Source organism: Flavobacterium sp. SM15 (assembly GCF_022012335.1).
Taxonomy (GTDB): domain Bacteria; phylum Bacteroidota; class Bacteroidia; order Flavobacteriales; family Flavobacteriaceae; genus Flavobacterium.
Genome location: NZ_JAKLTO010000004.1, coordinates 308,171 through 328,139, shown reverse-complemented (window position 1 = coordinate 328,139; position 19,969 = coordinate 308,171). Strand labels below are relative to the sequence as shown.

Genomic DNA, 19,969 nt, shown 5'->3' with positions numbered 1-19,969 from the left:
TTTATGAAACCAACACAGCTTTTGGAAAGCGAGTATGCTTCTTATTATCAGCCATATATTAATGCTTTGGAGGAAAATATAAACCTGATTGAAGAACTTGAAATCAGTTTACATAAAACAATCCAGTTTATACAGGATATTCCAATGGATAAATTTGATTATCGTTACGCGGAAGGAAAATGGACAATTAAAGAAATTATTCAGCATATTATAGATGCCGAACGCGTTTTTGCCTATAGGGCTTTACGATTTTCAAGAAACGACAAAACCGAATTACCTGGATTTGATGAAAATGCCTTCGCAGATGCTGTTAATCCGATTGCCAGTCAAAGACATTTGAAAGATTTGCTAACAGAATTAACTGCGGTTCGTCATGCGTCAATTACTCTTTTTAAAAGTTTTACCTCGGAAGATTTGTTGAAAGCGGGTATTGCTTCCAATAACTCAATGTCGGTAAGAGCAATTGGTTTTATTATTATTGGACATCAGAATCATCATATGAAAATTTTCAAACAGCGATATCTGGAATAAAAAAAGGAACTCAAGAGAGTTCCTTTTTTTTATTGTTTTTCGTTCAGAATTAATCTTCATCAGATTCATCTTCATCATCAGATGCTTCATCTTTCGGCTCATCTTCATCCTCATCATCTGAATTGTCTTCAATGTCTAATTCTTTCAATGCGTCTAATGAGTCATCATTTGTTGAAATTTCATCATCGTCTTCATCATAATTTTCAATTCTGTCAGCCAGTTTAGTACTAACTTTTACTAAGTAGATTGTATCTTCAGTTCTTACTTCAACCGCTTCAATACTCTCATTTTTAGCGTTTTTAAAACGAACAATGTCCGTATCATCATATCCGTCTGGGAATTTCTCAACCAAAAGGGTTAAGATTTCATTTGTTAACTTAGCGTAATCTACAATTACTCTTTTCATTCGTTGTGCTTTAATCTTTGTGTATGGTCAAATGTAATATCCTAATTCTTATTTTCAAATAAAATTTAATTTTTTTTTGAAAAAAATTACCAGCCTAAAACGTAAGCGAAAATAAGCGGCGCAACAATGGTAGCGTCTGATTCAACTATAAATTTAGGAGTTGTAATATCTAACTTACCCCAAGTGATTTTTTCATTTGGAACCGCTCCGGAATAGGAACCGTAACTTGTTGTAGAGTCTGAAATCTGACAGAAATAGCTCCAGAACGGAACATCGTGCATTTCCATATCCTGATACAACATCGGAACCACGCAAATAGGGAAGTCACCTGCGATACCACCACCAATTTGGAAGAAACCAACACCTTTACCAGCACAGTTTTTAGGATACCAATCCGCTAACCACATCATGTATTCGATTCCGCTTTTCATGGTTGTGGCTTTGAATTCTCCTTTAATACAGTACGAAGAGAAAATATTCCCCATTGTACTGTCTTCCCATCCCGGAACTACAATTGGTAAGTTTTTCTCTGCAGCGGCAACCATCCATGAATCTTTTGGATCAATTTCGTAATATTGCTTTAATACACCAGAATTGATCATTTGGTACATGAATTCATGAGGAAAATAACGCTCTCCTTTTGAATCTGCATTGTTCCAGATATCAAATAAGTGTTGTTGTAAACGACGGAATGCTTCCTCTTCAGGAATACAAGTATCTGTTACACGATTGTAGTGGTTTTCTAATAGATCCCATTCTTCCTGAGGACTTAAATCACGATAATTCGGAACTCTTTTGTAAGAATTGTGAGCTACTAAGTTCATAATGTCTTCCTCAAGATTGGCTCCAGTACAAGAAATGATGTGTACTTTATCCTGACGAATCATTTCGGCTAACGATTTTCCTAACTCTGCAGTACTCATTGCGCCTGCAAGTGTGATCATCATTTTTCCATTGTCCAGTAAATGCTCTTCATAACCTTTCGCTGCGTCAACAAGTGCTGCAGAATTAAAATGAAGGTAATGTTTCTCAATAAACTGACTGATAGGTCCTTTGCTCATTATTTCGTTGTTTTATATGTATGTATTATTGTTTTTTCTTGTTGTATCCTAAAATCTCTAAAACTTCTTCTGCTTTTTGCTGTTCAGAGAAAACTTCCGTAGCGAAAATTCCGTTTTTGTCTTTATCAATTAAAATGTGTTTAGGGTGCGGTAATATACAATGGTGTAATCCTCCGAAGCCTCCAATGGTTTCCTGGTAAGCTCCAGTATTGAAGAAGCCTATGTATAAAGGTTTTTCTTTGTTGTATTTTGGTAAATAAACCGCATTCATGTGCTGTTCGGAGTTGTAATAATCGTCTCCGTCACAAGTAAGCCCGCCCAATAGTACACGTTCGTAAGTATCATTCCATCGGTTAACGGCCATCATTACAAAGCGTTTGTTGATTGCCCATGTATCCGGAAGGGTAGTGATGAAAGAAGAATCAATCATGTTCCAGTTTTCACGGTCATTCTGTTTCTTCTGATACAATACCTGATAAACTGCTCCTCCGGATTCTCCTACTGTAAACGAACCGAACTCTGTAAAAATGTGTGGTACAGCAACTTCGGCATCATCACAAGCGATTTTGATTTGATTTAAAATCTCATCAACCATATATTGATAATCGTAATCAAAAGCCAATGAATTTTTAATCGGGAAACCACCTCCGATATTTAAACTGTCAAGTGAAGGACATTCTTTCTTTAAAGCTATGTAAACTTTCATACACTTTAAAAGCTCATTCCAATAGTATGCAGTATCACGGATACCAGCATTGATAAAGAAGTGAAGCATTTTCAGTTCCACTTTTTTATTGTCCTGGATTTGTTTACGATAGAAAGGAACGATGTCTTTATAACCGATTCCTAAACGGGAAGTATAAAACTCAAATTTAGGCTCTTCTTCGGCCGCGATACGAATTCCGATTTTGAATTTACCTTCAATTTGTTCTTGAAGCAAATCAAGTTCTTCAAAATTATCGATTACAGGAATAGTATTTTTGTGTCCGTTGTTGATTAAACGTGCAATATTGGTCACGTACTGGTCGCGTTTGAAGCCGTTACAAACCACAAAAGTGTTTTTATTGATTTTACCGTCTTCCATTAAACGCTCTACGATATCAATATCAAAAGCAGAAGAAGTTTCAATGTGGATGTTGTTCTTTAAAGCTTCATTTAAAATGAATTCAAAATGCGAGCTTTTAGTACAGTAGCAATAAAAATATTTTGCTTCGTAACCATGACGTTCCATGGCATTTCTGAACCACATTTTCGCTTTGTTGATGTTTTCTGAAATTTTTGGTAAGTAGGTGAATTTTAATGGAGTACCATATTGTTCTACCAATTTCATTAAATCAATTCCGTGAAATTGTAGGTTATCTTTATTTAAAGTGAATTCTTCCTGAGGAAAATAGAAGGTTTGATTGATTAAGTCGTAATATTTAGTGTTCATCTGAAAACCGATTGTATAAGATTATAAATTTAATAAAATATTTCCTAAAACAACTGATTTTCAAACTCTTAAATTCGCATATATGATTTGCAATTCATCATGGATGGGATTTGCAAATTCGAAAATCTCAAAGTTATGAGCACTTCTTACAGAAAATATTATGCGCTGTAACTTAGATAACATCTTGTCTTTTCTGGATTTACCGTTAAATTGAAATTGTATTTGCCGACTTTTTTTCATTGCCACAAATGTAAAAAATATTAAAACGTAAATAAAAAGAAAAACGGTAAAAAAATGTTAGTTTTTATAATCATCAAATGCACTAATAATCAGTTCATTCGTGGCAAATTGATTGATTTTTACCTTGCCGATTCCCTCTAAAAGTGCAAATTGAACTTTTCCGAATTCGTTTTTCTTGTCGTGAATGAGTAAATCGATTATTTTTTCAATGTCAATACTGCTGAATTCAACACGTTCGAATAAATCTAAAATTATGTATTTGATTTCCTGATATTCCTGATTTGTAATAAGTTCCTTTTTTAAAGAAAGGTAACTTTCTAAAATCATTCCGATAGCGATTGCTTCGCCGTGAAGTAGTTGTTGTTTTTCTTCTTCGTTTTCTAAGAAATAGCTTTCGATGGCATGTCCTAAAGTGTGACCGAAATTAAGTGCTTTTCTGATTCCGTTTTCAGTTGGATCTTGAGAAACTATAGTGTTTTTTATTTCAACTGATTGATGAATTAAATTATCTAAATCTACTGTGGTTAAGCTACTTAGGTTTTTAAATTTATTCCAATATTCTTTGTCTTGAATCAAACCGTGTTTTAGCATTTCAGCTAAACCGGAACGCATTTCGTTTTGTGGTAAAGTAGCAAGAAATTGAGTGTCGATTAAAACAGCTTTCGGAGTTGTAATGGTTCCAATTTGGTTTTTCAGGTTCCCTAAATCTACTCCGTTTTTGCCTCCAATAGAAGCATCAACCATAGCTAAAAGTGTAGTTGGAACATTAATGTATTCGATTCCTCTTTTAAAAGTTGAAGCCACAAATCCTCCTAAATCAGTAACAACACCTCCGCCAAGGTTTAGGATTATGCTTTTGCGATCACCTCCTAAATCTGTAAGAGCAGACCATATCTCAAAGCAGGTTTCAATGTTTTTAAATTGTTCTCCGGCTTCAAATTCTATAATTTCAATTTCAACTTCAGTAGCAATATTGGCCAAAAAATCAGTCAAGCAATACTCACTTGTTTTGCTGTCAACCAAAACAAAAACTTTGGAATAAGCGTCGGTAAGAAGTATTTCGTTTAAGTAACTGTAAATTTCCTGATTAAAATAAACCGAATAGTTATTGGCTTTTATAGTCTGCATTTGAAATCATATTAAAGTAGAGCAAAATAAGGTATTTTTTATGAGATATTTTTCAATCACTGCGTATATTTGCAAACCGATTTATAATAATACAATGGAAAAAATATTCAACAATACTGAGGTTGCTTTTGCTCTAAAAAACAACAGAGAACTGGGCAGGGCACATTTTCTTTTCAAGATGATTGGAAATCCGTCCTTGGTAAAAATAGGTACTTCACTAACAAATTTTGCTTTGCAATTGCATCTTCCGGTGGAAGGAATAATCAGAAGTACAGTTTTTGATCATTTTTGTGGTGGGGTAAGTGAAGAAGACTGTTTAAAAGTGGTTGATAAAATGTACACAAAACGTGTTTCTTCGGTTTTGGATTATTCTGTTGAAGGTAAAGAAGAAGAAGCGCAGTTTGATTCCGCTTTAGAAATGACTTTGAAAACCATTGAATTTGCTAAAGCTAAAGAAGCAATTCCTTTTGCGGTATTTAAACCAACCGGAGTCGGACGTTTGAGTTTGTATGAAAAAGTAGGTGAGAACCAAACATTGTCTGAGAGCGAGAAAGCAGAGTGGGAGCGAATTGTAAATCGTTTCGAGGTGATCTGTAAAACCGCTTTCGAAAAAGATGTGATGATTTTAATCGATGCCGAAGAAAGTTGGATGCAGGATGCTGCTGATGATTTGGTTGCCGAAATGATGCGTAAATACAATAAAGAAAAAGCGCTGATTTTTAACACGTTGCAAATGTATCGTTGGGATCGTTTGGATTATTTGAAGAAACTGCATGAGCAAGCAAAAGCTGGAGGTTTTCATATAGGGATGAAAGTAGTTCGCGGTGCTTATATGGAAAAAGAAGCCAAAAGAGCTGCGGAAAAAGGATATAAAAACCCAATTTGCGTCTCAAAACAAGCTACGGATGATAACTACGATGCTTGTATTGATTACATGATGCAGTTTATTGACAAAATGGCGATTTTTTCGGGTACGCACAACGAATTGAGTTCTTATAAGTTGATGGAATTGATGCAGCAAAAAGGAATTTCCAAAAACGATAACCGTATTTGGTTCGGACAGTTGTATGGAATGAGTGACAATATCAGTTATAATTTAGCTGAAAACGGCTATAATGTTGCTAAATACCTTCCTTTTGGACCGGTTCGCGATGTGATGCCTTATTTAATTCGTCGTGCTCAGGAAAATACTTCGGTAGCTGGGCAAACCGGAAGAGAGTTGATGCTTCTGGAAACCGAAAAGAAAAGAAGAAAATTATAATAGAAAACTCCGAAGCAATTCGGAGTTTTTTTTAGCAATAATACAATATTGTAAGAAACAATAATGGTAATACGATTAAATCAACAGTGCATAAAAGGGCTGTATTTGCCGTGTATCTTTTTAATAATTTATTCACAAGTAAAAACAGTCCGAACAAAACTATGAAATAAAAGATGAATACGATCCAATTTCCTAAACTGATCATCCAACGAAAATCATAATAGCCTTCATCAATAAAAAATAAAAATTGGGAAGCCAAAAAACTGTTGATAGCTGAAATTAGTAATAGGTTGTTTTTCATAAAACTAGGTTTTGAATACTAACGTAATTTTTTGAAAATTCGTGTATAAAAAAAGCACTTCATTTGAAGTGCTTTAAAGTGGTGGGCGATGAGGGGTTCGAACCCCCGACCCCCTCGGTGTAAACGAGGTGCTCTGAACCAGCTGAGCTAATCGCCCTAATGTGTGTGCAAATATACACGCAATATTTAATTTTACAAGAAATAGAAGGCTATTTTTATTGTTTTTTGATGTCTTTAAGCATAACTCTTTCGCTTTTATTCACCATTTCTACAATAATGTCTTCATTCTTAGTGTTTTTGCCTTCGATAATGTATAATTTCCCATTATCTAAAGGTTGATTGCTTTTTGAAAAATCTACATCGCCATTTTCCAAACAGGCCTTTATGTCTTCCATAGTAACCCATTTTTCATTCAGTTTAGATTGAGCTTCTTTTGAAATTTCAAGAGGTTTACTGCGTAAGTCTTTCAAAACCCTGCAATTTGGCATATAACAGAATTCTGTCTTTTTCTTCTGAAAAAAGAAAACCAAAAACATTCCTCCTAAAAGTAGTCCGAAAAGATAATAAGCTAAACGATGTGCAAATTTCATGGTATTTTATTTTGGGCAAAAGTAAGCAAACAAATTGCGATTGCCTAAAACACAATCAAATTAATATCACGGTATTCGATATTAAACCAATCTGCTATGGATTTGTTGGTTAAAAGCCCGTGATACATATATACTCCGTTTTTTAAGCCGCGATTGCAACGAATAGCACTTTCAATTCCTCCGTCATCAGCAATTTGCAATAGGAAAGGAGTGATGATATTGCTTATGGTCATTGAAGCTGTTTTAGAATAGCGTGAAGGGATGTTTGGAACGCAATAATGAATTACATTGTATTTGATGTACGTTGGCTTCTCGTGGGTTGTGATTTCTGAGGTTTCAAAACAACCTCCGGTATCAATACTAACATCGACAATTACAGCGCCTTTTTTCATGTGTTCCACCATGGTTTCGGTCACAACAATTGGAGTTCTGTTGTTTCCGCGTAAAGCTCCGATGGCAACATCACAACGCATCAATGATTTCAATAATGATTTTTCCTGAATGGTAGAAGTAAAAATAGGTTGATTCAAAGCATTTTGCAATCGACGAAGTTTCGTGATGGAATTATCGAACACTTTTACGCTTGCGCCTAAACCTAGGGCGGTTCTTGCTGCATATTCCGCAACGGTTCCGGAGCCTAGAATAACAATTTCCGTAGGGCGAACACCTGTAATATTTCCGAACAATAACCCTTTTCCGATGGATTGGTTGATCATTAACTCTGCTGCGATTAAAACCGAAGCTGTTCCGGCTATTTCCGATAAGGAGCGTACTGCCGGGAATGAACCGTCCTCATCTTTAATGAATTCAAAAGCTAAAGAAGTGATTCTCTTAGTGGCTAAAGCTTCGAAATAGGTTTTTTTCTGAGTTTTTATCTGTAACGCTGAAATAACAATCGTTTGCGGATTGATCATTTCGATTTCTTCCAAAGTAGGCGGTTCCACTTTTAAAAGCATCGGGCAACTGAAGACTTTTTTAGTATCACTTGTAATTTCCGCACCAGCATCACTGTATTCTTTATCGGAATAACTCGCACTTGCACCGGCACCAGCTTCCAGCAAAACTCTGTGTCCGTGCGAAGCAAGTGAATTTACAGCATCAGGAGTAAGACAGATACGTCGTTCCTGATAACAGGTTTCTTTAGGAATCCCGATGAAAAGCTGACTTTTATGCTTCATTACTTCCAATTTCTCCTCTTGCGGAATCAATTGTTGCGAGGTAAAAGGTGTTATTGGCATGATGGTGTTGTGATTGTTTTGTCCAAGTTACGAAAAAATAGCTGATCTGTGTGTTATTTAAGTGTCAAAACCCTACTGCCGTTAGGAAGTTGCTTAATATGAATGGAAGCATGATCTAACGGAATAAGATTTGGGGTTTTTTCAGGCCATTCGATAAAACACCAATTGCCGGAATAAAAATACTCGTCAATTCCCATATCATAAGCTTCTTCTTCAGAATTTAGCCGATACAAATCAAAATGATAAACGATTTCACCATCAGCGGTTTCGTATTCGTTAACAAGTGAAAAAGTAGGGCTCGAAGTCATGTTTTCCACGCCCAATTGCTGTGAAAGGGCTTTAATGAATGTGGTTTTTCCCGCTCCCATTTCCGCATGAAAAGTGATTACTTTTTTTAAAGGCTGTGAAAGTATTTTTCGGGCAACGTCTTGTATTTCGTCTAGTGTAAAGGTGATTTCCAACGGGTTACTCATATAAAAAAGAGGAATTAATCTTCGTTACCAAATGTAGTGAAAACTACATAATTTCAAAGACTAATTCCTACAATTGTAAAAAATCTATTAAAAACAGATTATCGCGGTTCTAAAACAAGAAACGGAATAATCATTTCTTCAAGTGAAATCCCGCCGTGTTGGTAGGTATTTCTGTAATAACTCACATAATGGTTGTAGTTGTTTACATAAGCCAAGAACAGATCGTTTTTAGCAAAAATAAAAGAACTACTCATGTTAATTGCCGGCAAACCAATCTTTTTAGGATCTTTTACGGCATAAACATCTTTGTCTTCATAAGTTAAACTTCGACCGGTTTTGTAACGAAGATTTAAGCTTGTATTTTTATCTCCAATAACTTTTGAAGGGTTTTTACAGTTGATGGTTCCGTGATCTGTGGTTAAAATCAAACGAAAACCTTGCTGTTGTGCTTGTTGGATAATTTCCAATAAAGGTGAATTTCTAAACCAGCTCAAAGTTAATGATCGATAAGCTTTGTCATTAGAAGCCAATTCTTTAACAACATCCATTTCGGTTTTAGCGTGGGAAAGCATGTCTACGAAGTTGTAGACTACCGTTGTCAAATCGTTCGATTTTAATGTTTTGAAGTTATCAACCAGTTTTTTACCGTCTTTAAAGTTGGTGATTTTATAATATTCCTGCTTGATATCCATTCGAAGACGTTTTAATTGTTCGGTTAAAAATTCGGCTTCGTATAGGTTTTTACCACCTTCATCAATGTCGTTTTTCCAGTATTGAGGCAAAGTTTTTTCCATGTCAATAGGAAGTAATCCCGAGAAAATCGCGTTACGGGCATACTGTGTCGCAGTTGGTAGAATCGACATATAAGGCGTTTCCTTTTCCAATTTGTAGTGATTGTTTACCACGCTTTCAAAGGCTTTCCATTGATCGTAACGCAAATTGTCAATAACTACAAATAAAATTGGTTTGTCTTTTTTTCTCAGTTCGGGAACAACCAATTTTCGGAATAATTCATGGGATAGGATAGGGCGGCCCTGATCGGAAGCAATCCAGTCCTGATAATTTTTCTCGATAAACTTACCGAATTGCGAATTGGCTTCCAATTTCTGGCTCTCCAGGATTTCAACCATGCTTTGGTCTTCAATGTTTTCTAATTCTATTTCCCAGAAAATTAAGCGTTTGTATAGTTCAATCCAATCTTCATAGCTGTTTACCATGGCCATGTCCATCGCTATTTTTCGAAATTCTTTCTGATAATCCAATGTGGTTTTTTCAGAAACCAATCTGGAATGATCAAGATTTTTCTTTAGGCTCAGTAAAATTTGATTCGGATTAACCGGCTTGATAAGGTAATCGGCTATTTTTGAACCAATTGCTTCTTCCATGATGTATTCTTCCTCGCTTTTGGTAATCATAATTACCGGAGTGGCCGATTTTTTTTCTTTAATTTCCGATAAAGTTTCCAAACCACTTAATCCGGGCATATTCTCATCCAGGAAAACAATATCAAAGTTATCATCATCAAAGAGCTCTACAGCATCTTGACCATTATTACAGGTTGTTACGTTGTAACCCTTTTTCTCAAGGAATAAGATGTGTGGTTTTAGTAAATCGATTTCGTCGTCTACCCAAAGAATTTTTATCTGGCTCATAAATGATGTGTTGTTAAAATTTAGAATGCAATTTATGGTTTTATCAACGGAATGTGGTTAAAATTATTGTAAAAAAGAAGTTTCAAAACACAATAAAAATACTCTCTCAATTTTTGGAAGATCAATTTTGATAAAATTTAACGCTATTTTTTTGCTTTTTCTGGTTTGTAAGGATGTTCTTTTAATTCAACCAATAGAAACTTAACGGGTGCAGTTCCTACATTTTCAGTCATGTGAGGGCGTTCAGGTTCACTGTATCCGTTCTCGCCAGTCTTTAATTCCATAAGTTCATCTTTGCCGTCTTGATAATGAATAAGTAGTTTTCCATCTGATAAAGCATAGAAAAAGTGAGCCGGATGGGTGTGTAAACCAGTTTTTTCACCAGGTTGCAAAGTGACTTCTACAGCATGAAGAATTTTATTGTCTGCCAAATCATGACCCATTTTATGATTATCATGTTTCATGTCTTGAGCCAATAAACCTGTTGAAAATAGTAAAAAGACAATTGTTCCTTTTGCTATTGTTTGTAGTACATTTTTCATAGCAATTTTTCTTTTTAAAGTGTTTTACAAAGTTACTTAATATGAATTTTTAATTCGCTGATTTTTAATAAGTTAGTTCTGTTTTATCAATATAGTTGTTGTTGAAAGATAAATTCATTGTAAATCTATTAAAATGTAGTTTGTCGTATTAATCATATACTCATCGGAAAAAATACTCTGTGAGATAAATACTGCGTAAATTAGTATGTATAACGTTTAAAAACAGAGAGATATGAAAACATTTCTACTTATTATAGTTTCTTTATTATGTTCAACTTTCACAACTAATGATCCAAAAAGAATTAAAGTGAAAGATGTACGTTATGTAAAAGATTGGGAAACAAAATCTCAGTTAAGTAATTTCAAAAATAAAGATATTGAGGTGTATCGCGTAAATGTTCCAGGTGGCGGCTATCTTACAAGAGTTTATCGCGAAGAAAATAGTGCTATTAAATGCAATCGTGGTCCAATTTATGGAACCGATAAAGATTATGAATATGCTGAATACAAGTGGATTAACGACAGTCTAGTTGGTGTTACTTTATTCAGTAAATCGAATAGGGATACAGAAGAATACTATATAAATGATAGAGCAGGATCAATTACTGGGGGTTCGTAAGTTTATAAATATTCAAATTAATCAAATAATTGGCTGCATATTTTTATATTTGTAGTAAATCCATTATTTAAGTGAGTCAGATTAATAAACTTAAAATCCTTAACGATCCGATCTATGGTTTTATAACCATTCCCAATACTTTAGTTTACGATTTAATACAACATCCTTATTTTCAGAGACTTCGACGTATTTCTCAAATGGGGATGTCTTATCTTGTTTATCCGGGAGCGCATCACACGCGATTTCATCATGCGCTGGGTTGTATGCATTTGATGCAAAAGGCTGTGCAAACACTTCGTTTTAAAGAAGTTGAAATCTCTATGGAAGAAGAAACTGCGCTTTATATTGCCATTTTATTGCACGACATTGGTCACGGGCCTTTCTCCCATGCTATGGAGCATAGTATAGTTGAAGATGTGCATCACGAAGAAATTTCACTGCTTTTCATGAATCAGCTTAATGCAGAATTTGACGGAAAATTATCCTTAGCCATTCAAATTTTTAGAGGGGATTATCACAGAAAGTTCATGCTGCAACTTATTTCCAGTCAGTTAGATATGGACCGTATGGATTATCTAAAACGCGATAGTTTTTATAGCGGAGTTGCCGAAGGGAACATCAATTCGGAACGTCTTATTCAGATGATGAATGTGGAAAACGATATTCTGGTTATAGAAGAAAAAGGAATTTATTCTGTAGAAAAATTTTTGGTAGCCCGCCGTTTAATGTATTGGCAAGCTTATTTGCATAAAACCGGAGTTGTTGCCGAGCTAATTCTTACAAAAATTCTTAAAAGAGCAAAAGAAATAACCCAGAAAGGTATCGTTTTGCCCTGTAGTGAACCATTGCAGTTTTTTATGCAGAATAAGATAACTCTTGATGATTTTGCTCCAGAAATTTTAAAACGATTTGCTTTGTTAGACGATTTCGACATTATAAGCGCTATAAAATCATGGCAGTTTAATGATGATTATGTGTTGTCGAGCTTGAGTTCGATGATTATAAACCGTGATTTGCTCAAAATCCAGATGATGGAGGATAAAGTGGATAAAGCACAATTGAATTTGTTAAAATCACGTTATATGGAGAAGTTCTCACTAAGCGAAAAAGAAGCTGAATATTTTGTGTTTAAAGGCAAACTAAAAAATCAGGCTTATAATAAATCAAGTGAGCCTATTCACATTCTGAAAAAAGACCGAACAATAGAAGATGTAGTGGAAGCCTCCGACCAATTACACTTGAAAGCATTATCAAAACCTGTAACCAAATATTTTATCTGTTACCCAAAAGTGTTACTGGAAACTTAAAAATAAATTAAATTTTATATTTTTGTCGGATAAATGAGCCGAACTAAAAGCATGGTGCAAAAGACCAAATTGAAAATTAGAGGGTTCCATCTTATACCGATGGGAAATTAAATGTTATAAGATGAAATTTACAGCAGAACAAATTGCAGGTATTTTAGAGGGTGAGGTCGTTGGAAATCCTTCAGCGGAAGTTTATAAATTAGCAAAAATCGAAGAGGGAACAGAAGGGTCTTTAACTTTTTTAGCTAACCCTAAATATCTGAACCACATATATACTACAAAGGCTACAATAACAATAGTAAACAATACCTTTGAACCGGAGCAAGCTATTTCGACCACTTTAATTAAGGTTGATGACGCTTATAAATCCTTTTCCAAACTTTTAGAATATTACAATCAGGTAAAACTGATGAAGTCAGGAATTGAGCAGCCTTCCGTTATTTCTGAAAATGTAACTTATGGAGAAAACCTTTATTTAGGCAGTTTTTGTTACATCGGAAAAAATGTATCCATTGGAAATAACGTAAAAATTTATCCGAACAGCTTTGTTGGAGATAATGTTATAATAGGTGACGGAACGGTTCTTTTTGCCGGAGCACGTATTTATTCTGAGTCGGAAATCGGTAAAAACTGTACAATTCATTCCGGAACCATTATCGGTTCAGACGGTTTTGGTTTTGCTCCACAAGAAGATGGAACCTATTCCAAAGTGCCTCAAATAGGAAATGTGATTATTGAAGATAATGTTGAAATTGGTGCATGTTCAACCATTGACCGAGCAACTTTAGGATCGACAATTATCAGAAAAGGAGTGAAGCTGGATAATCAGATTCAAATTGCTCATAATGTTGAAATTGGTGAAAATACTGTAATCGCTTCACAAACAGGTGTTGCGGGTTCAACCAAAATCGGTAAAAATTGTATGATTGGCGGTCAGGTTGGAATCGTTGGCCATATCACCATAGGGAACAATGTTCGTATCCAGGCACAATCCGGTGTAGGAAGAAGTATTAAAGACGGAGAAGTGATTCAGGGTAGTCCTGCTTTTGGATATGGTGATTTTAATAAATCCTACGTTCATTTTAAAAATCTTCCAAAAATAGTGGACGATATTCATAAGATGAAAAAATCAATCAACGAAATTAACGAAACAAACTAAACTAAAATAACAAAAATCATGGTTAAGCAAACAACCATTAAGAGTGAAATTACATTAGAAGGAGTAGGGTTACATACCGGACAGAATGTAAAAATGACTTTCAAACCAGCTCCGGTAAACAACGGTTTTACCTTTGTACGTGTTGATCTTGAAGGTCAGCCGGTTATAGAGGCCGATGCTAATTATGTTGTGAACACACAACGCGGTACCAATCTTGAAAAATTAGGGGTTAAAATCCAAACATCAGAGCACGTTTTAGCTGCTTTTGTAGGGTGTGATATTGACAACGTAATTATAGAGTTAGATGCTTCTGAGCCGCCAATTATGGATGGTTCGTCAAAGTATTTTGTTGAGGCTATTGAAAAAGTAGGTGTTGTAGAACAAGATGCGGAACGTTCAGTTTATGTGGTTAAGGAAGTGATCTCTTTTACAGACGAAACAACCGGAAGTGAAATCACTGTTATTCCTGCAGATGACTATCAGGTAACTGCAATGGTTGATTTTGGTACAAAAGTTTTAGGAACTCAGAATGCTACCATGAAGTCGGTTTCCGAATTCAAAACAGAAATTGCAGATTGTCGTACTTTTAGTTTCCTCCATGAGTTGGAAGGGTTATTAGAACATGGTTTGATTAAAGGTGGAGATCTAAATAATGCAATCGTTTACGTTGATAAAGAAATTTCTCCTGAAACCATGGAACGCTTGAAAGTAGCCTTTGGGAAGGATTCCATCAGCGTAAAACCAAACGGAATTTTAGACAATCTTACTTTGCATTATCCAAATGAAGCGGCACGTCACAAATTACTAGATGTTGTTGGAGATTTGGCTTTAATCGGAACAAAAATAAAAGGTAAGGTTATTGCTAATAAGCCAGGACATTTTGTAAATACGATGTTTGCTAAGAAAATGTCTAAAATTATCAAGAATGAACAAAAAAATCATGTACCTGTATATGATTTACATAAGGAACCATTGATGGACATCACAAAAATTCAATCAATGCTACCGCACCGTTATCCATTTATTTTAGTGGATAGAATTTTAGAAATGTCTGATTCTCATGTGGTAGGATTGAAAAATGTTACCATGAATGAGCAATTCTTTGTTGGGCATTTTCCAGGAGCACCAGTAATGCCGGGTGTTTTAATTATTGAAGCGATGGCACAAACCGGAGGAATTTTGATTTTAAGTACAGTTCCGGATCCTGAAAACTACCTTACTTATTTTATGAAAATTGACAATGTGAAGTTTAAAAACAAAGTTTTACCTGGTGATACTTTAATTTTTAAACTGGAATTATTGTCTCCAATCCGTCGTGGAATTTGCCATATGCAGGCAAGTGCTTATGCAAACGGAAAATTAGTTACAGAGGCCGAATTAATGGCGCAAATTGTAAAAAAGAACTAAAAAAACACTTATGAATCAACCTTTAGCATACGTTCATCCGGGTGCAAAAATTGCAAAAAATGTGGTAATTGAACCATTCACTACCATCCATAATAATGTGGAAATTGGTGAAGGAACCTGGATTGGCTCAAATGTAACCATTATGGAAGGTGCAAGAATCGGTAAAAACTGCAATATATTTCCTGGTGCTGTTATTTCTGCAGTTCCTCAGGATTTGAAATTCGGTGGTGAAGAATCACTTGCAATAATCGGTGATAACACCACTGTAAGAGAGTGTGTTACAATAAATAGAGGTACAATTGCATCTGGGCAAACAAAAATTGGAAAAAACTGTCTGATAATGGCAACAGCTCACATTGCACACGATTGCCATATTGGTGATAATGCAATTATCGTAAACGGAGTTGCACTAGCAGGACACGTAATTGTTGGGGATTTCGCAGTAATCGGTGGTTTGGCTGCAGTACATCAATTCATTCATATCGGAGATCACGCGATGATTTCAGGTGGATCATTAGTTCGTAAAGATGTTCCTCCATTTACTAAAGCAGCGAAAGAACCGCTTTCTTATGTGGGAATCAATTCTGTGGGATTGAGAAGAAGAGGTTTTTCTACGGAAAAAATCAGAGAAATTCAGGATATTTACCGAATTTTGTATCAGAAAAACTATAATACCACTCAAGCTTTAAGTATTATTGAAGCAGAAATGGAAGCTACTCCGGAGCGTGATGAAATCATAATGTTTATTCGTAATTCTTCACGAGGAATTATGAAAGGGTATACCGGAGGCGGATTTTAATTAAAAAACAAATAATAAATTAAATAACAAATACATAAATGGCAACTACAGCAGATATCAGAAACGGATTGTGCATTAAATTTAACCACGATATTTACAAAATCATTGAATTTTTACACGTTAAACCGGGTAAAGGACCAGCTTTCGTTAGAACAAAACTTAAAAGTTTAACAAACGGAAAAGTGTTGGATAATACTTTCTCGTCAGGTCATAAAATCGACGTGGTTCGTGTTGAAACGCATACTTTCCAGTATTTATATGCTGAAGGAAGTGATTTTCATTTCATGAATAACGAAACGTTTGAACAAATTTCGTTAAACAAAGATATTTTGGATGCACCGGATTTATTAAAAGAAGGTACAAACGTAATGGTTCAGATCAATGCTGAAACAGAAGCGCCTTTATCTGTTGATATGCCAGCATCAGTAATTTTAGAAGTAACTTACGCTGAGCCGGGTGTTAAAGGTAATACTGCAACAAATGCTACTAAACCTGCAACTGTAGAAACTGGAGCTCAAATTAACGTGCCTTTGTTCATCAATGAAGGTGACAAAATCAAAATTGATACAGCTACAGGTTCTTATATGGAGCGTGTTAAAGAATAATTACAAAAGAATACAATTTGAAGTTTACAAAAACACATACTCTTAAAGAAATTGCCAACATTATTCAGTGTGAGTATGTGGGCGATGAGCGTTTTCCGGTTCACGGGATGAATGAAATTCACGTGGTGGAAAGAGGCGATATCGTTTTTGTGGATCATCCAAAATATTATGATAAGGCTTTACAGTCGGCGGCAACTATAGTTTTGATTAACAAGAAAGTAGATTGCCCTGAGGGTAAAGCTTTATTAATTTCCGATGATCCATTTCGCGATTTCAATAAACTTACTAAGCATTTCAAACCTTTTACAGCGTCAAATGTTTCTATTTCAGAATCAGCGGTAATTGGAGAAGGAACCGTTATTCAGCCGAATTGTTTTATCGGTAACAACGTGGTTATTGGTAAAGATTGCCTGATTCATTCCAATGTTTCCATTTATGACAATTCAATAATCGGAGATAATGTCATTATTCATTCAGGTTCTATTTTAGGAGCAGATGCTTTCTATTATAAAAAGAGACCTGAAGGATTTGATCAATTGATTTCCGGCGGACGTGTTGTTATCGAAAATAATGTGGGAATCGGCGCTCTTTGTACTATAGATAAAGGAGTTACCGGAGATACAACAATAGGTGAGGGCACCAAAATTGACAATCAGGTGCATGTTGGTCACGATACGGTTATCGGTAAAAAATGTTTAATCGCTTCACAAACCGGAATTGCTGGCTGCGTTGTCATTGAAGACGAAGTAACACTTTGGGGACAAGTAGGAACCACAAGTGGAATTACCATTGGTGAAAAAGCGATTATTCTTGGCCAAACCGGAGTAACTAAATCTGTTGAAGGTGGCAAAACCTATTTTGGTACTCCAATTGAAGAATCTCGCGAAAAACTTAAGCAACTTGCTAACGTTAAAAAGATTCCAGAAATCCTTAATAAACTTAACAAAAATGATGGCTAAAGAGCTGGTTACTGAGTTTTATCATTCGGATGCGTTGCGTAACAACGAAGTGATAAAACGTTTCCTTCACGACGAAATGGAATTTGATTGGCACAGTTCCAAAGGATTCTTAAAAATGACAAAAAACGATTTAGTTGAGTTAGCGAACGAAATGAAACGTTCCTATACCTCCTCGCGCATCGATTTTACGCATATCCTAGAAGAAAATAATACAGTAACGGTTCGCTACACTTACTATGTAACTCCGATTGAAAATCCTTCGGAAGAAGAAGTTTTAGCACATTTTGTAACAATTTGGGAAGTGAAAGACGGTAAATTATTCCGTGGTTACCAAATGAGTCAGCTAGGTTAATTTCCTTTAAAAAATCTTAAAAAGTTTATCGCAAAATACTTTAGATATTTCTTTCAAAAGTCTATTTTTGCAATGCAATTTTAAAAACAACATAAAAAACTATATCATGAGTGTTTTAGTTAATAAGAATTCTAAAATAATTGTTCAGGGATTTACAGGAAGTGAAGGAACATTCCACGCTTCACAAATGATTGAATACGGAACAAACGTTGTAGGTGGTGTAACTCCAGGAAAAGGTGGATCAATGCACTTAGACCGTCCGGTTTTCAATACAGTAAAAGACGCTGTAGATCAGGCTGGTGCAGATACTTCAATCATTTTCGTTCCGCCTGCATTTGCTGCAGATGCGATTATGGAAGCTGCAGATGCTGGAATTAAAGTGATCATTTGTATCACTGAGGGGATTCCTGTTGCTGATATGATTAAAGCATACGATTATATCCAAACAAGAGACTGTCGTTTAGTTGGTCCTAACTGTCCGGGTGTAATTACTCCGGAAGAAGCAAAAGTTGGTATCATGCCAGGTTTCGTTTTTAAAAAAGGAAAAGTAGGTATCGTTTCTAAATCTGGTACTTTAACATACGAAGCTGCTGATCAGGTAGTTCGTCAAGGTTTCGGAATCACAACAGCTATCGGTATCGGTGGAGATCCAATCATCGGAACTACTACTAAAGAAGCGGTTGAATTGTTAATGAACGATCCTGAAACAGAATTAATCATCATGATCGGTGAAATCGGTGGTCAATTAGAAGCTGATGCTGCTAAATGGGTTAAAGCTGACGGAAACAGAAAACCGGTTGTAGGTTTCATCGCTGGAGAAACTGCTCCAAAAGGACGTACAATGGGTCACGCTGGTGCAATCGTTGGTGGAGCTGATGATACAGCTGAAGCTAAAAAACGTATCATGAGAGAGAACGGAATCCACGTGGTAGATTCTCCTGCTGAAATCGGTAAAAAAGTTAAAGAAGTATTGGGTTAATCCTAATTTCTATACAATAGTTAAAAGCCCTGCATTTTGTAGGGCTTTTTTTGTGGGACTAAATACAAAAATCTATATTTGTAACACATTTAAACAAACTAAACTACATACTGAAACATGAAATTATTAGAAGGAAAAACCGCAATCATAACAGGGGCGAGTAGAGGAATCGGTAGAGGGATTGCTCAGGTATTTGCTAAAAACGGTGCAAATGTGGCATTTACATACAGTTCATCTGCAGCTGCAGCACAAGAATTAGAGAATGAATTAGCTGCTTTAGGAGTTAAAGCTAAAGGATATCAATCTAACGCAGCAGACTTTAACGAAGCTCAAAAATTAGTTGACGATGTTATTGCAGAATTCGGAAACGTAGATATTTTGATCAATAATGCAGGGATTACTAAAGATAATCTTTTAATGAGAATTTCTGAAGAAGATTTTGATACGGTAATCGATGTGAATTTGAAATCGGTTTTCAATATGACTAAAGCAGTTCAGAGAATCATGTTGAAAAATCGAGCAGGTTCAATCATCAATATGAGTTCTGTGGTTGGTGTTAAAGGGAATGCAGGTCAAACTAACTATGCGGCTTCTAAAGCTGGTGTGATTGGTTTTTCTAAATCGGTAGCATTAGAATTAGGTTCAAGAAATATTCGTTGTAATGTAATCGCTCCTGGATTTATCGAAACTGAAATGACTGCTAAATTAAATGAAGACGTAGTTGCAGGATGGAGAGACAGTATTCCATTAAAACGTGGTGGAACTCCGGAAGATGTTGCTAATGCTTGTGTTTTCCTTTCTTGTGATTTAAGTGCTTATGTTACCGGACAAGTACTTAATGTTGATGGAGGAATGTTAACATAATAAATTAAAAAATTTAATGATTAAAGATTTAAAGATTGAGAAGGAGTTGAAATCTTCCAATTTT

21 protein-coding genes and 1 tRNA gene are annotated in these 19,969 nt (G+C 35.4%); 12 read left to right on the top strand and 10 right to left on the bottom strand.

From position 1 onward, the window contains the following. Positions 1-3: 3 nt before the first annotated feature. A complete protein-coding gene (locus LZZ90_RS09345; RefSeq protein ID WP_237790426.1) occupies positions 4-531 on the top strand; it encodes a DinB family protein in 528 nt (175 codons plus the stop codon). A 49-nt stretch (positions 532-580) separates the two neighbouring features. Here the strand turns inward: LZZ90_RS09345 and LZZ90_RS09340 are convergent, their stop codons facing one another. The 4 genes from LZZ90_RS09340 to aroB form a co-directional block, all read right to left on the bottom strand. After that, positions 581-937, bottom strand: a complete 357-nt coding sequence (locus LZZ90_RS09340) for a DNA primase (RefSeq protein WP_237790425.1) — start codon at positions 935-937, stop codon at positions 581-583. 86 nt (positions 938-1,023) lie between these two features. After that, entirely contained in the window at positions 1,024-1,998 is a 975-nt protein-coding gene (locus LZZ90_RS09335) for a deoxyhypusine synthase family protein (RefSeq protein WP_237790424.1), read from the bottom strand. Positions 1,999-2,023: 25 nt separating this feature from the next. Beyond that, the gene (locus LZZ90_RS09330; RefSeq protein WP_237790423.1) at positions 2,024-3,430 is read right to left on the bottom strand and encodes an arginine decarboxylase; all 1,407 of its coding nucleotides are present in this window, start codon (positions 3,428-3,430) and stop codon (positions 2,024-2,026) included. Between the two features lie 297 nt (positions 3,431-3,727). After that, positions 3,728-4,798, bottom strand: coding sequence for a 3-dehydroquinate synthase (gene aroB, locus LZZ90_RS09325; RefSeq protein ID WP_237790422.1), 1,071 nt, complete (start codon positions 4,796-4,798; stop codon positions 3,728-3,730). A 94-nt stretch (positions 4,799-4,892) separates the two neighbouring features. Here aroB and LZZ90_RS09320 point away from each other — a divergent pair, with 94 nt between their 5' ends. Further along, positions 4,893-6,059 (top strand): proline dehydrogenase family protein, encoded by a 1,167-nt coding sequence (locus LZZ90_RS09320; protein ID WP_237790421.1) that lies wholly within the window; start codon positions 4,893-4,895, stop codon positions 6,057-6,059. A gap of 380 nt (positions 6,060-6,439) precedes the next feature. Here LZZ90_RS09320 and LZZ90_RS09315 read toward each other — a convergent pair. The 6 genes from LZZ90_RS09315 to LZZ90_RS09290 form a co-directional block, all read right to left on the bottom strand. After that, positions 6,440-6,517: transfer RNA gene (locus LZZ90_RS09315), tRNA-Val, on the bottom strand. 58 nt (positions 6,518-6,575) lie between these two features. Beyond that, positions 6,576-6,950 (bottom strand): DUF4258 domain-containing protein, encoded by a 375-nt coding sequence (locus LZZ90_RS09310; RefSeq protein ID WP_237790420.1) that lies wholly within the window; start codon positions 6,948-6,950, stop codon positions 6,576-6,578. Between the two features lie 44 nt (positions 6,951-6,994). Beyond that, positions 6,995-8,188 carry an alanine dehydrogenase gene (locus LZZ90_RS09305; RefSeq protein WP_237790419.1) on the bottom strand — a complete coding sequence of 398 codons (1,194 nt, stop codon included), beginning with the start codon at positions 8,186-8,188 and terminating at the stop codon, positions 6,995-6,997. A gap of 53 nt (positions 8,189-8,241) precedes the next feature. After that, positions 8,242-8,661 (bottom strand): tRNA (adenosine(37)-N6)-threonylcarbamoyltransferase complex ATPase subunit type 1 TsaE, encoded by a 420-nt coding sequence (gene tsaE / locus LZZ90_RS09300; RefSeq protein WP_237790418.1) that lies wholly within the window; start codon positions 8,659-8,661, stop codon positions 8,242-8,244. A gap of 98 nt (positions 8,662-8,759) precedes the next feature. Beyond that, complete coding sequence (locus tag LZZ90_RS09295) at positions 8,760-10,313, bottom strand: bifunctional response regulator/alkaline phosphatase family protein (protein WP_237790417.1); 1,554 nt, start codon at positions 10,311-10,313, stop codon at positions 8,760-8,762. 143 nt (positions 10,314-10,456) lie between these two features. Then, the gene (locus LZZ90_RS09290; protein ID WP_237790416.1) at positions 10,457-10,855 is read right to left on the bottom strand and encodes a cupin domain-containing protein; all 399 of its coding nucleotides are present in this window, start codon (positions 10,853-10,855) and stop codon (positions 10,457-10,459) included. Positions 10,856-11,087: 232 nt separating this feature from the next. Here LZZ90_RS09290 and LZZ90_RS09285 point away from each other — a divergent pair, with 232 nt between their 5' ends. The 10 genes from LZZ90_RS09285 to fabG all read left to right on the top strand — a co-directional run bounded on the left by LZZ90_RS09285 (position 11,088) and on the right by fabG (position 19,905). Continuing rightward, the gene (locus tag LZZ90_RS09285) at positions 11,088-11,474 is read left to right on the top strand and encodes a hypothetical protein (RefSeq protein WP_237790415.1); all 387 of its coding nucleotides are present in this window, start codon (positions 11,088-11,090) and stop codon (positions 11,472-11,474) included. A gap of 71 nt (positions 11,475-11,545) precedes the next feature. Then, the gene (locus LZZ90_RS09280; protein ID WP_237790414.1) at positions 11,546-12,781 is read left to right on the top strand and encodes an HD domain-containing protein; all 1,236 of its coding nucleotides are present in this window, start codon (positions 11,546-11,548) and stop codon (positions 12,779-12,781) included. A gap of 121 nt (positions 12,782-12,902) precedes the next feature. Then, a complete protein-coding gene (lpxD, locus tag LZZ90_RS09275) occupies positions 12,903-13,940 on the top strand; it encodes a UDP-3-O-(3-hydroxymyristoyl)glucosamine N-acyltransferase (protein ID WP_237790413.1) in 1,038 nt (345 codons plus the stop codon). Positions 13,941-13,958: 18 nt separating this feature from the next. Then, the gene (locus LZZ90_RS09270; RefSeq protein WP_237790412.1) at positions 13,959-15,347 is read left to right on the top strand and encodes a bifunctional UDP-3-O-[3-hydroxymyristoyl] N-acetylglucosamine deacetylase/3-hydroxyacyl-ACP dehydratase; all 1,389 of its coding nucleotides are present in this window, start codon (positions 13,959-13,961) and stop codon (positions 15,345-15,347) included. A 10-nt stretch (positions 15,348-15,357) separates the two neighbouring features. Next, positions 15,358-16,146 (top strand): acyl-ACP--UDP-N-acetylglucosamine O-acyltransferase, encoded by a 789-nt coding sequence (lpxA, locus tag LZZ90_RS09265; protein WP_237790411.1) that lies wholly within the window; start codon positions 15,358-15,360, stop codon positions 16,144-16,146. A 38-nt stretch (positions 16,147-16,184) separates the two neighbouring features. Further along, entirely contained in the window at positions 16,185-16,751 is a 567-nt protein-coding gene (gene efp, locus LZZ90_RS09260) for an elongation factor P (protein WP_237790410.1), read from the top strand. 17 nt (positions 16,752-16,768) lie between these two features. Continuing rightward, positions 16,769-17,710, top strand: coding sequence for a UDP-3-O-(3-hydroxymyristoyl)glucosamine N-acyltransferase (locus LZZ90_RS09255; RefSeq protein WP_237790409.1), 942 nt, complete (start codon positions 16,769-16,771; stop codon positions 17,708-17,710). Next, positions 17,700-18,062 carry a nuclear transport factor 2 family protein gene (locus tag LZZ90_RS09250; protein ID WP_237790408.1) on the top strand — a complete coding sequence of 121 codons (363 nt, stop codon included), beginning with the start codon at positions 17,700-17,702 and terminating at the stop codon, positions 18,060-18,062. Before LZZ90_RS09255 ends, LZZ90_RS09250 begins: the two co-directional genes overlap by 11 nt. 106 nt (positions 18,063-18,168) lie before the next feature. Further along, entirely contained in the window at positions 18,169-19,041 is an 873-nt protein-coding gene (gene sucD / locus LZZ90_RS09245; protein WP_237790407.1) for a succinate--CoA ligase subunit alpha, read from the top strand. A 117-nt stretch (positions 19,042-19,158) separates the two neighbouring features. Further along, a complete protein-coding gene (gene fabG, locus LZZ90_RS09240) occupies positions 19,159-19,905 on the top strand; it encodes a 3-oxoacyl-[acyl-carrier-protein] reductase (RefSeq protein ID WP_237790406.1) in 747 nt (248 codons plus the stop codon). Positions 19,906-19,969: the final 64 nt, after the last annotated feature.